At 65.0% G+C, this 11,139-nt stretch carries 10 protein-coding genes; 2 read left to right on the top strand and 8 right to left on the bottom strand.

The window, feature by feature from the left end:
• A partial coding sequence (locus NTD88_RS28980; RefSeq protein WP_262191787.1) for a DUF3482 domain-containing protein occupies positions 1 to 309 on the top strand: 309 nt, incomplete at its 5' end.
• A 55-nt stretch (positions 310 to 364) separates the two neighbouring features.
• Here NTD88_RS28980 and NTD88_RS28975 read toward each other — a convergent pair.
• The 6 genes from NTD88_RS28975 to NTD88_RS28950 form a co-directional block, all read right to left on the bottom strand.
• Positions 365 to 1,492: a TIGR03364 family FAD-dependent oxidoreductase gene (locus NTD88_RS28975; protein ID WP_262156372.1), complete on the bottom strand. Its 1,128-nt coding sequence runs from the start codon at positions 1,490 to 1,492 to the stop codon at positions 365 to 367.
• 74 nt (positions 1,493 to 1,566) lie between these two features.
• Positions 1,567 to 2,592 carry a putative 2-aminoethylphosphonate ABC transporter substrate-binding protein gene (locus NTD88_RS28970; protein WP_262128834.1) on the bottom strand — a complete coding sequence of 342 codons (1,026 nt, stop codon included), beginning with the start codon at positions 2,590 to 2,592 and terminating at the stop codon, positions 1,567 to 1,569.
• 46 nt (positions 2,593 to 2,638) lie between these two features.
• On the bottom strand, positions 2,639 to 4,363 hold the full coding sequence (locus tag NTD88_RS28965) for a putative 2-aminoethylphosphonate ABC transporter permease subunit (RefSeq protein WP_262156373.1): 1,725 nt from the start codon (positions 4,361 to 4,363) through the stop codon (positions 2,639 to 2,641).
• 1 nt (position 4,364) lies between these two features.
• On the bottom strand, positions 4,365 to 5,429 hold the full coding sequence (locus NTD88_RS28960) for a putative 2-aminoethylphosphonate ABC transporter ATP-binding protein (protein WP_095156381.1): 1,065 nt from the start codon (positions 5,427 to 5,429) through the stop codon (positions 4,365 to 4,367).
• 129 nt (positions 5,430 to 5,558) lie between these two features.
• Positions 5,559 to 6,428, bottom strand: a complete 870-nt coding sequence (locus NTD88_RS28955) for a LysR family transcriptional regulator (protein ID WP_262156374.1) — start codon at positions 6,426 to 6,428, stop codon at positions 5,559 to 5,561.
• An 8-nt stretch (positions 6,429 to 6,436) separates the two neighbouring features.
• The gene (locus NTD88_RS28950) at positions 6,437 to 8,725 is read right to left on the bottom strand and encodes a heavy metal translocating P-type ATPase (protein WP_262156375.1); all 2,289 of its coding nucleotides are present in this window, start codon (positions 8,723 to 8,725) and stop codon (positions 6,437 to 6,439) included.
• Positions 8,726 to 8,809: 84 nt separating this feature from the next.
• Between NTD88_RS28950 and cadR the strand changes: the two genes are divergently transcribed.
• The gene (cadR, locus tag NTD88_RS28945) at positions 8,810 to 9,253 is read left to right on the top strand and encodes a Cd(II)/Pb(II)-responsive transcriptional regulator (RefSeq protein WP_095156384.1); all 444 of its coding nucleotides are present in this window, start codon (positions 8,810 to 8,812) and stop codon (positions 9,251 to 9,253) included.
• Positions 9,254 to 9,304: 51 nt separating this feature from the next.
• Here the strand turns inward: cadR and NTD88_RS28940 are convergent, their stop codons facing one another.
• Positions 9,305 to 10,276 (bottom strand): thymidylate synthase, encoded by a 972-nt coding sequence (locus tag NTD88_RS28940; protein ID WP_262128831.1) that lies wholly within the window; start codon positions 10,274 to 10,276, stop codon positions 9,305 to 9,307.
• Positions 10,277 to 10,325: 49 nt separating this feature from the next.
• Entirely contained in the window at positions 10,326 to 11,135 is an 810-nt protein-coding gene (gene lgt / locus NTD88_RS28935) for a prolipoprotein diacylglyceryl transferase (RefSeq protein WP_262128830.1), read from the bottom strand.
• Positions 11,136 to 11,139: the final 4 nt, after the last annotated feature.

Below are 11,139 nucleotides of genomic sequence, written 5' to 3'. Positions count from 1 at the left end.
CGCAGCTATGGCGCGCGGTTGCTGGGCAAACTCAAGGGGCAACAGGAACTGACCGTGGACGATGCAGTGTTGCGCCTGCTCGCCGTGCGGCAGAAGCAACTGCTGCAGGCGCTGGACAGTCGCGGACATGCGGCGATCAACCGGATCAAACTGGACACCCCGCCTGACCAAACCTGGCGCGAAGGCAAACTGCCGGCGGCGCTGAGCAAGGCGCGGGCGCATCCGCAGTGGTCGTCGTTGAACCCGGGGGCCAGGTTGAGTCAGGCGGAGCGGCTGGAGCAGATTGAAGCGCTGGTGCTGGAGATCTAGCCTATCGCTGGCTTGCCAGCGATGAGGCCCCTAAAACCAAACGCAAAATCAGACCTCACGACACCTCGCCCAGCAACCGCGCCACATGCTGCTCGGCCAGCGCCGGGCCGACGCTCATGCCGACGCCGGTGTGCATCAGCGCGGCGCTGATCCCCGGCGCGACCGGCAGCAACGAGAACGGCCCCGGACCACCCGAGCCGTAAACGCCCTGCCAGCGCTCGACCACCTCGATGCGCCCGCCGAGGGTGTGCTCGGCCAGCTCGATCATCCAGTTGTCGACCTGTTCGGCGTTGAACGGCGAAGCATCGCTGCCGTAGGCGTGAGAGTCGCCGATGATCAACTCGCCGTGGGGCGTGGGGCTGATCAGCAGGTGGATGCCATGTTCCAGCAGGTGCGGGCTGTGGGACTCGACCCGCTCGCGCAGGGCCGCGGCCTGCGGCAGGTCGGCGTAGGCGCCGTAATGCAGGCAGCTCAGGCCGGTGAGCAGCGAGTGCTGCAAGTCCAGTTGGAAGCGCGGACGGGCGCGGAGCATTTGCAGGCGGCAGACCTGCGGTTGCAGCGCGGCCATCGGCTCGGCCAGCAGGGTCTGGTAGTCGTGACCGGAGCAGACCACGATCTGTCCACCGCTGAAGGTGCCGGCCGTGGTGCTCAGGCGCCCCGGCTCGATATCCCGGACCAGGGTGGAGAAGTGGAACTCGACACCCATCTGCTCGCGCAGCCAGGCCACCAGGGTCGGCAGGGCTTCGCGGGAATAGAGTTGCTGGTCTTCCAGACCATGCAGAGCGGCGCGGTGATGGCTGAAACGGCCATCGTAGAGGGCGTTGAGTTCAGCGCCTTCGAGCAGGCGGGCCGGGTAGCCGTATTCGACGGCGCGGCTATCGCAGAAGGCTTCCAGCACGTCCCGTTCTTGCGCGGTGCGCGCCAGCAGCAGCGAGCCGTTGCGCTTGAGGGCGAAGCCGGCGTGTTCGGCCCAGTGGGCCCAGAGCGGACGGCTGGCGCGGGCGAGGTCGAGCATCTGGCCCGGCGGCTGGCCGCTGACCAGCGCTTGGCCGAAGTTGCGCACCGAGGCGCCGAGCGGTGTGGCGCTGCGCTCGAAGACCTTCACCCGCAGGCCGCGACGGGCGGCGGCGTAGGCGTGGGAGAGGCCGAGGATGCCGGCGCCGACAATCAGGAAATCGGTCATTTCAGGTCCTGCAGTGTGATCAGTTCAAAAAGCATCGCCGCGGTTCGGGGCGCCGAACCGTGGCGATAAGGCCGTTACTGCTGGGCAACCTTCTCCGACTTGCCGTCATACCGCTTGCGCCACTCGCTCAGAATCTGGTCGCGGTTCTTCGAAGCCCAGGCAAAGTCGTTCTTGATCAGGCGCTGTTCGTAGTCCGCCGGCAGTTCGGTCTGCGGCTTGGCGATGCCCGGTTGGGCCAGCACGGCGAAGTTTTCCTTGTACAGCTCCATCGCCGCGGGGCTCGCCGAGAAGTCGGCCAGGCGCTTGGCAGCCGCTTCGTTCGGGGTGCCCTTGATCACCGCGGTAGCCTCGATCTCCCAGCCCAGGCCCTCTTTCGGCAGCACGATGTCCAGCGGCGCGCCCTGGCGCTTGAGCTGCACGGCCGGGTATTCGAAGGAGATGCCGATCGGGAACTCACCCGCGGCCGCCAGCTTGCACGGTTTGGAACCGGAGTGAACGTACTGGCCGATGTTCTGGTGCAGGGCGTCCATGTAGGCCCAGCCCTGCGGCTCGCCGAAGGTTTGCAGCCAGGCGCTGACGTCGAGGAAGCCGGTGCCGGACGACGCCGGGTTAGGCATGACGATCTTGCCCTTGTACTCGGGCTTGGTCAGGTCCTGCCAGCTCACTGGCTTGCTCAGGCCCTGCTTCTCGGCTTCGACGGTGTTGAAGCAGATGGTCGCGGCCCACACGTCCATGCCGACCCAGGCCGGCGGGTTGGCTGGATCACGGTAGTTGCCGCCAATCTTGCCCAGATCCTTGGGCGCATAGCTTTGCAGCATGCCCTGCTGATCGAGGATCGCCAGGCTCGATGCAGCCAGGCCCCACACGGCATCGGCCTGCGGACGGTCTTTCTCGGCCAGCAGTTTGGCGGTGATGATCCCCGTGGAGTCACGCACCCACTTGATCTCGATGTCCGGGTTGGCCTTTTCGAACGCCTGCTTGTAGCTCTTGAGCTGTTCGGCTTCCAGCGCGGTGTAGACCGTCAGCGAGGTCTGGGCGGCGCTGGCCTGCAGGCTGAACGCGGAGAGGACGGCAGCGGCAAGAGCGAGTGGCTTGAACATGATGCGGTTCCTTTGAAGGGACGTTGGTCAGGTTGGGTTGGCGCAATCAATGGCCCGGCGCGCGCTGGCGCCAGGCCTGGGAACGGCTGAGCAGGCCACGGGAGGCCCAGGCCAGCAGCAGCGACACGGCCGCGCTGGTCAGCAAAATCAGGGTCGACATGGCGGCCGCGCCGCCGACGTTGCCGGCGTCGTCCATATTCAGCACGGCGACGGCGGCGAGAATGGTGTCCGGGCTGTAAAGGAAGATCGCCGCCGACACCGTGGTCATCGCCGAGACGAACAGGTAGCGAATGATGTCCAGCAGCGCCGGCAGGCAAATTGGCACGGTGACCCGCATGAAGTGCCGGTACAGCGGCGCTTTCAGCGACAGCGCAGCGGCTTCGAACTCGCCGTCGAGCTGGCGCAGGGCGGTGGTGGCGGTCATCTGCGCGGTGGTCAGGTAGTGAGCGACGGTGCACACCACCAGCAGCGCCATGGTTCCGTACAACACATGCAGCGGGTTGCCCGGCAGGTTGAAGAAGAAAACGTAACCCAGGCCCAGCACCAGCCCCGGCACGGCCATCGGTACAAAACTGAGCAGGCGCAGGATCAGGTTGAGGGCGCGCTGGCCGCGGGTCTTCTCCATCAGGTAGGCACCGGTGAAGATCGCCACGCTGCCGATCAGCGCGGTGCCAACCGCCATGGTCAGGCTGTTGCGGTAGGCCAGCCAGCCGCCGCCCGCGGTTTCATCGAACTGGTAGTGCTTGAGCGACAGCGACAGGTTGTAAGGCCAGAACTTCACCAGCGACGAGTACACCGCCATGCCCACCACCAGCAACAGAACGGCGCAGACCAGCAATACGATGGCGAGGAAACAGGCATCGCGACGCCGCGACACAGCCGGTTCGAACACTTGCGCCCGGCCGCTCATGGCCTCGCCCTGACGGCGGCGCAGCCAGGCATCGACGCCGAAGCTGAGCAGCGCCGGGATCAACAACACCATGCCGATCAGCGCGCCGCGACCGAATTGCTGCTGGCCGACCACCGCCTTGTAGGCTTCCAGCGCCAGCACCTGGTAATCGCCGCCGACCACGACGGGCACGCCGAAGTCGGTGATGGTCAGGGTGAACACCAGGCAGAACGCGGCGAACACAGCCTGGCGAGTGGCCGGCCAGGTGATGCTGTGGAATGCCCGCCACGGCCCGGCGCCCATACTGGACGCGGCGTCGAACAGGCGCGCATCGGCCAGCGACAAGGCCGACAGCAGGATCATCAGCGCATGCGGGAAGGTGTAGATCGCCTCGCCCAGCACGATGCCCCAGAAGCCATAGATGTTGTCGCTGAGCAGCCCGCGCAGCAGGCCCTGGTTACCGAACAGATAGACCAGCGCAATGGCCGGCAACATCGACGGCGCCAGCAACGGCAGCAGGGAAATCCCGCGCCACACGGCCTTGCCCGGAATCAGGGTGCGTTGCAGGGCGTAGGCGAACAGGTAGGCCAGCGGTACGACGATGGCCGCGACGCTGACGGAAACCTTGAGGCTGTTGCCGAGCAACCAGTGGAAGTTCTCGCTGGCGAACAGCGCGCGCGCCGCGACCAGGCCGCCCCCTTGTCCGGCGTCGCCGCTGAAGCCGCGCCAGAAGATCGCCAGCAGCGGCATCAGCACCGAAATGGCGAGGAAGATCAGCAGCAACCATTTGCCGCCGACCACGAACAGACGATCACCGAACGCAACACCGCTGCGCGACCTGGCCTTCGCATGAGCGATCGGCAGGGCGATTGGCGCGGCCATCTCAGGCAAACACCTGGAGGCTGCGCGGCGGAAGCGCCACCCAGATATCTTGCGAACCCAGTTGCGGCATGGCTTCTGGCGCCACTTCGGCGAGCAGGGCATGACCGGGCAACTGGTGCAGCTCGAAACTCATACGGCAGCGATTGCCGAGGAAGGTGATTTCGCGCAGGCGCGCCGGGAACAGGTTTTCTTCATGCACGATCGGGTTGACGCTGATCGCCTCGGGGCGGCAGAACAACCGACCGCTACCGCTGGCCCGCGCGCCGGGGGCCAGGCGCAGGTTGAGGCCGCCGACCTGGGCGTGGCTGTCGCTGCAACGCTGGAACGGCAGCCAGTTGCCCTGGCCGATGAACTCGGCGACGAACGGCGTAGCCGGCTTGTCGTAGATTTCCTGGGCGGTGGCGTACTGCTCGACCTGGCCGTTGTTCATCACGGCAATGCGGTCGGCCATCAGCATGGCTTCGTCCTGGTTGTGGGTCACCATCAGGGTGGTGATGCCGAGCTGACGCTGCAGTTGGCGCAGCTCGGTGCAGAGGTGTTCACGAACCCGGGCGTCGAGGGCGGACATCGGCTCGTCCAGCAACAGCAGCGACGGTGCTGGCGCCAGGGCGCGGGCCAGCGCGACGCGCTGTTGCTGGCCGCCGGAGAGTTGGCCGGGGTATTTCTTCTCGCTGCCAATCAGGCCCACCAACTCAAGCATCTGGCCGACGCGCTCGCGCACTTCATTGCGGCCAGCCCCCGCCAGGCCGTAGGCGATATTGGCTTCGACGGTGAGATTGGGGAACAGCGCGTAAGACTGGAACAGGATGCCGTAGTCACGGGCCTGGGGCGGCAGGGTAGAAATATCACGCTCGCCGATGCTCAGCTCACCGCGATCCTGACGTTCGAGCCCGGCGATGCAGCGCAGCAGCGTGGTCTTGCCGCAGCCGGACGGGCCGAGTAGGCAGACCAGTTCACCGGCGGCGACATCGAGGGAGACATCGTTCAACGCCGTGAACGCGCCGAAGCGCTTGTGGATACCGCGAATGCGCAGTTGGGCGCCGGGATTTGCGAGCGTGTTGTTCATGACAGGACCTCACCGTACAGATGAGGGTCATGCTAGGGAGGGTTTAAGAAGGTTCTGTGGCGTTGGGGCAAAAGCTGGTGATAGTGGTATTGGCAGATTTTGTTTGGGGGTCATGAGGGCAACGAAGAATCAGGACTCCAGCGCCGACATCTCCTGCGCCAATCCCAGAAACGCCGCCGGCAACCGCGCCTGACGCCGCTCCTTCAAGCAATACAGATACTCATGCATCACCGGCGCCCCTTCCAGGCAGATCACCCGCAATTCCGGGTTATGCGGCACTTCATGCCGGGCAATGATGCTGATGCCGATATTCCGTAGCACCGCTTCGCGAATCGACTCGCGGCTGCCAATCTCCAGCAAGGCGCCCGGTTTGACGCCGGCCTCTTCCAGCATCTGCTCGGTCAGCTTGCGGGTCGTCGAGCCCTGCTCGCGCATCAGCAGGCAGTGCCCGGACAGCGCCGCCAGCGGCAACGATTCGCGCGACGCCAGCGGATGGCTGCGGTGCACCGCCACCACCAGCGGATCGGTGCCCAATATCCGCCGCACCAGCCGGGTGTCCTCCAGCAGTTGCGAGGACGCCGCCACGTCCACCCGGTAATCCTCCAGCAGTTCCAGCACCTGCTGGGAGTTGCCGATTTCCACCGACACCTCCACCTGCGGCAGGCGCTCGCGGAAGATTTTCACCAGATCGAGGATGTAATACGGCGCCGTCGCCGCCACCCGCAGGGCGCCCTGCCCCTGCCCGCTGTTACGCAGGAAGAACTCGATATCGGCCTCTTGCTGCAACAGCGCTTTGACCATCGGCAGCAACCGCACGCCATCTTCGCTCAACGCCAGACGCCGGCCACCGCGATAGAACAGCTCGACGCCGTAGCTGCTTTCCAGGTTGCGGATCTGCGTGGTGACGGTGGGCTGGCTGAGCCCGAGCTTCTTCGCGGCAAGGGTGATGCTGCCCAGGCGGGCCACCATGAAGAACGCCTTCAGCTCGGAACTCAACATACAACCTCTTACTTTCTCAACAGCCGGAGCCCGTTGAAGACCACCAACAGGCTGACGCCCATGTCCGCGAACACCGCCATCCACATGGTGGCCATGCCGGCAAAGGTGATCGCCAGGAAGATCGCCTTGATCCCCAGGGCCAGAACAATGTTCTGCACCAGGATCGCCGCGCTTTGCCGCGAGAGCCTGACGAAGGCCGGGATTTTCCGCAAGTCGTCGTCCATCAGCGCGACATCGGCGGTCTCGATCGCGGTGTCGGTGCCGGCCGCGGCCATGGCGAAGCCGATTTCGGCGCGGGCCAGGGCCGGGGCGTCGTTGATACCGTCGCCGACCATGCCGACCCGGTGCCCCTTGCCATACAGTTCTTCGATGGCTGCCAGCTTGTCCGCCGGCAGCAGGTTGCCGCGGGCTTCGTCGATACCGACCTGGGCGGCAATCGCATCGGCAGTGTGCGGGTTGTCGCCAGTCAGCATGACGGTGCGGATGCCCAACTCATGCAGTTCGGCAATGGCCTCGCGGCTGCTCTGCTTGACCGTGTCGGCCACGGCGAACAGCGCCAGCGGGCCGGAGCTGTCGAGCAGCAGCACCACGGTCTTGCCCTGGCGCTCCAGGGCGTCGAGTTTTTCTTCCAGTTGCGGCGAGCACAGCCCCAGTTCTTCAACCAACCGGTGGTTGCCCAGGTGATAGCTCACGCCACCGACCTCACCGCTGACGCCACGCCCCATCAGGGCCTGGAAGTTATCCACAGACTCCATCACCAGCGCGTTTTCCTCGGCGTGCCGGGCGATGGCCATGGACACCGGGTGATCGGAACGGGCGGCAAGGCTGGCGGCGATGCGCTGGGCACGGTCTTCGAACAGGGTGTCGAGCACCTGCATGTCGGTCTGCACCGGCTTGCCGTGGGTCAGGGTGCCGGTCTTGTCGAGGGCGAGGAAGTCCAGCTTGCGTCCGCCCTCCAGGTACACGCCGCCCTTGATCAGGATGCCTTTGCGCGCCGCGGCGGCGAGGCCGCTGACGATGGTCACCGGTGTGGAAATCACCAGTGCGCACGGGCAGGCAACCACCAGCAGCACCAGGGCGCGGTAGATCCAGTCGAACCAGGCGCCGGCCATGAACAGCGGCGGAATCACCGCTACCGCCAGGGCGAAGGCGAAGACCGCCGGGGTGTAGATGCGCGAGAACTGATCGACGAAGCGTTGGGTCGGCGCCCGTGCGCCCTGGGCTTCTTCCACCGCGTGGATGATCCGGGCCAGGGTCGATTGCCCGGCGGCGGCGGTGACGCGGTATTCCAGCTCGCCGGACTGGTTGATAGTGCCGGCAAAGACCTTGTCGCCCGGGCCTTTTTCCACCGGCAGGCTTTCACCGGTGATGGGCGCCTGGTCAATCGTGGACTGTCCGCTCAATACCTCGCCATCCAGCCCGACCCGCTCGCCCGGCCGCAAACGCACCCGAGCGCCCAGGGCCACCTGGGCCACCTCGACTTCCCGCCACTGGCCATCGGCCTGTTGCACCGTGGCCACGTCGGGGGTCAGTTGCATCAAGCCGCCAATGGCGTTGCGCGCACGGTCCAGCGAACGGGCTTCGATCACTTCGGCGAGGGTGAACAGCACCATCACCATGGCCGCTTCCGGCCATTGGCCAATCAGCACGGCGCCGGTCACGGCGATGCTCATCAGTGCGTTGATATTGAGGTTGCGGTTTTTCAGGGCGATCCAGCCCTTCTTGTAGGTGCCCAGGCCACAGCCGAGGATGGCGGCCAGCGCCAGCGCAGCCACCGCCCATTCCGGCGCGGCATTGGTGAAGTGCACGACTTCCGCTGCCAGCGCGGCAACGCCGGACAACGCCAGCGGCCACCAGGCCTTCTTCGCCGGGGCCGGTGCGGCTTCGCTGACATCCGCAGTCAATGGCTCGGCGTGCATGCCAAGCGAAGCGATGGCCTGCTCGATGGCCTGGGTGTCGGTAAACGTGTGACGCACGCCGAGGACGCGGTTGATCAGGTTGAATTCAAGCTGCTCAACGCCGTCGAGCTTGCCCAGCTTGTTCTGGATCAGCGTCTGCTCGGTCGGGCAATCCATGGCCTCGATGCGGAAACGGCTGAGCCGGGCGTCAGCGCTGGCACTTTCGCGCAACTGCACCAGCGCCGGGGCTTCAGCGCCGGAACAGCAACCGTGGGCATGGGCGGCGGGCTTGGGCGCGCAGCAGCCTTGCTTGGTTTCATGCGCATGATCGTGATTGTGCTGGCTGTGGTCGTGATCGTGAGGCTTTTTGAGGGAATCTGAGCTGACAGGCTGATTCATGAAGGTTTGTCCCTAAATGTCCTGTTGCCAAGTGAACACCCTGTAGCCACTATAGGGTCAAGCAACCTGTCGAGGTATTTGCAGATGAAGATCGGCGAACTGGCCAAGGCCACCGACTGCGCGGTGGAAACCATCCGTTACTACGAGCGAGAAAACCTGCTGTCGGAACCGGCACGCAGCGAGGGCAATTACCGGGTCTACACCCAGGCCCATGTCGAGCGGCTGACCTTCATCCGCAACTGCCGGACGCTGGACATGACCCTCGAAGAGATCCGCAGCCTGCTGCGGCTACGGGACAGCCCGCAAGACCAGTGCGAGAGCGTCAACGCGCTGATCGACGAGCACATCGAGCACGTGCAAGCGCGGATCGACGGGTTGGTCGCGTTGCAGGAACAGTTGGTGGAACTGCGCCGGCGCTGCCAGACCGAGGGAGCGCATTGCGCGATTCTGGAGAGGCTGGAGGTGACCGGGGCGGTTTCGGTGCCGGAGACGGAGCATTCGCATGTAGGGCGAAGCCACGGACACTAAAGGCCACCCGCGCCCCTGTGAGAGCTGGCAACCCAGCTCTCACAGGAGAGATCACACCGCCATCGGCGCCGTCAGCGGCGGATGGTGCTCATACCCTTCCAGGCTGAAATCGCTCGGTTCGATCTTCTCCAGCCACTCCGGTTCGTAGACGCCGGTCTTGGCGAACTCCGGCACGCGGTCACTGATCACCAGCTTCGGCGCGGCCAGCGGCTCGCGGCGCATTTGCTCGTTGAGCATGTCCAGGTGGTTCTCGTAGACGTGCGCGTCACCGATGAAATAGGTGAACCAGCGCGGCGTGTAGCCGGTCAGGCGACCCACCAGCGACAGCAGCGCGGCGCCTTCGGTGAGGTTGAACGGCGTGCCCAGGCCCAGGTCGTTGGAGCGGATATAGAGCGTCAGGGAAATTTCCTTCGTCTCGACATTCGGGTGGAACTGGTACAGCAGGTGGCACGGCGGCAAGGCCATTTCATCGAGCTGGGCACAGTTCCAGCCGTGGAACAGGATGCGCCGGCTGCCCGGGTCCTTGATGATGGTGTCGACGCACTGGCGAATCTGGTCGATGGCCTTGTACAGCACGACGAAGGCTTCACCGTCTTCCTCGGACTCGGCAATCTGGGCGAAGCCCTGGCTCTGCGCCAGCTCGATCGCCGCCGGATTGCTCAGCGGGATGCGTTTGTAAGCCGGCCACTGGCGCCATTGCACGCCGTAGATCTCGCCCAGGTCGTCATGCCCCTGGCGGAACGGGTTGGCCAGCCACTGGGCGTTTTCGTTGGCGTTCTGGTCCCAGACCTTGCAGCCCAGCTCGCGGAACTGCGCGGCGTTCTTCACGCCGCGAAGGAAGCCGACCATCTCGCCAATCGCCGACTTGAACGCCAGCCGGCGCGTGGTGATGGCCGGGAAGCCCTTCTGCAGATCGAAACGCAGCATGGCGCCAGGCAGGCTGATGGTGCGCACGCCGGTGCGGTTTTCCTGCAACGTACCGTTCTCGATAACGTCGCGGACCAGATCCAGATACTGTTTCATAGCGTTCCTGTAACGAAGACGGCAGGGGGATCGCCCCTGCCGTGGAATTTCAGACCGCGGGTTTTACCGTCGGCTTGCGATTATAGGCCCACCAGATCAGGCCGAGGCCGCCGGCGATCATCGGCACGCAAAGAATCTGACCCATGGTCAGCCAGCCCCAGGCGATGTAGCCAAGCTGGGCATCCGGCACGCGGACGAATTCGACGATGAAACGGAAGATGCCGTAGAACAGCGCGAACATGCCCGACACCGCCATGGTTGGCCGCGGCTTGCGCGAATACAGCCAGAGAATCAGGAACAGTGCCACGCCTTCTAGGGCGAACTGGTAAAGCTGCGACGGATGACGCGGCAACTGCGCCGGATCGCTGAACGGCGGGAAGACCATGGCCCACGGCACGTCAGTGGCCTTGCCCCACAGCTCGGCATTGATGAAGTTGCCGATACGCCCGGCACCCAGGCCGATCGGCACCATCGGCGCGACGAAGTCCATCAGTTCGAAGAACGACTTGTTGTTGCGCTTGCCGAACCACAATGCCGCCAGCATCACCCCGATGAAACCGCCGTGGAACGACATGCCGCCCTTCCACACTTCGAAGATCAGCGTCGGATTGGCGAGGTAGGCGCTCAGGTCGTAGAACAGCACGTAGCCGAGCCGCCCGCCGACAATCACCCCCATGGACAGCCAGAAGATCAGGTCCGAGAGCTTTTCGCGGCTCCAGGTCGGGTCGAAGCGGTTGAGCCGGCGCGAAGCCAGAAACCAGGCGCCGCCGATGCCGACCAGGTACATCAGGCCATACCAATGGATTTTCAGTGGCCCGATGGCCAGTGCCACGGGATCGATCTGCGGGTAAGGCAGCATGGTG

The organism is Pseudomonas sp. 20P_3.2_Bac5 (assembly GCF_025466035.1).
In the GTDB taxonomy this organism is placed as follows: domain Bacteria; phylum Pseudomonadota; class Gammaproteobacteria; order Pseudomonadales; family Pseudomonadaceae; genus Aquipseudomonas.
The sequence above is the reverse complement of the archived record's forward strand: the minus strand, read 5'-3'. Positions and strand labels throughout refer to the sequence as shown.

Bases quoted from the DNA above. Each gene is read 5' to 3' on its own strand.
- NTD88_RS28975 (WP_262156372.1), bottom strand. From the start codon at position 1,492: ATGACCGATTTCCTGATTGTCGGCGCCGGCATCCTCGGCCTCTCCCAC.
- NTD88_RS28970 (WP_262128834.1), bottom strand. From the start codon at position 2,592: ATGTTCAAGCCACTCGCTCTTGCCGCTGCCGTCCTCTCCGCGTTCAGC.
- NTD88_RS28965 (WP_262156373.1), bottom strand. From the start codon at position 4,363: ATGGCCGCGCCAATCGCCCTGCCGATCGCTCATGCGAAGGCCAGGTCG.
- NTD88_RS28960 (WP_095156381.1), bottom strand. From the start codon at position 5,429: ATGAACAACACGCTCGCAAATCCCGGCGCCCAACTGCGCATTCGCGGT.
- NTD88_RS28955 (WP_262156374.1), bottom strand. From the start codon at position 6,428: ATGTTGAGTTCCGAGCTGAAGGCGTTCTTCATGGTGGCCCGCCTGGGC.
- NTD88_RS28950 (WP_262156375.1), bottom strand. From the start codon at position 8,725: ATGAATCAGCCTGTCAGCTCAGATTCCCTCAAAAAGCCTCACGATCAC.
- cadR (WP_095156384.1), top strand. From the start codon at position 8,810: ATGAAGATCGGCGAACTGGCCAAGGCCACCGACTGCGCGGTGGAAACC.
- NTD88_RS28940 (WP_262128831.1), bottom strand. From the start codon at position 10,276: ATGAAACAGTATCTGGATCTGGTCCGCGACGTTATCGAGAACGGTACG.
- lgt (WP_262128830.1), bottom strand. From the start codon at position 11,135: ATGCTGCCTTACCCGCAGATCGATCCCGTGGCACTGGCCATCGGGCCA.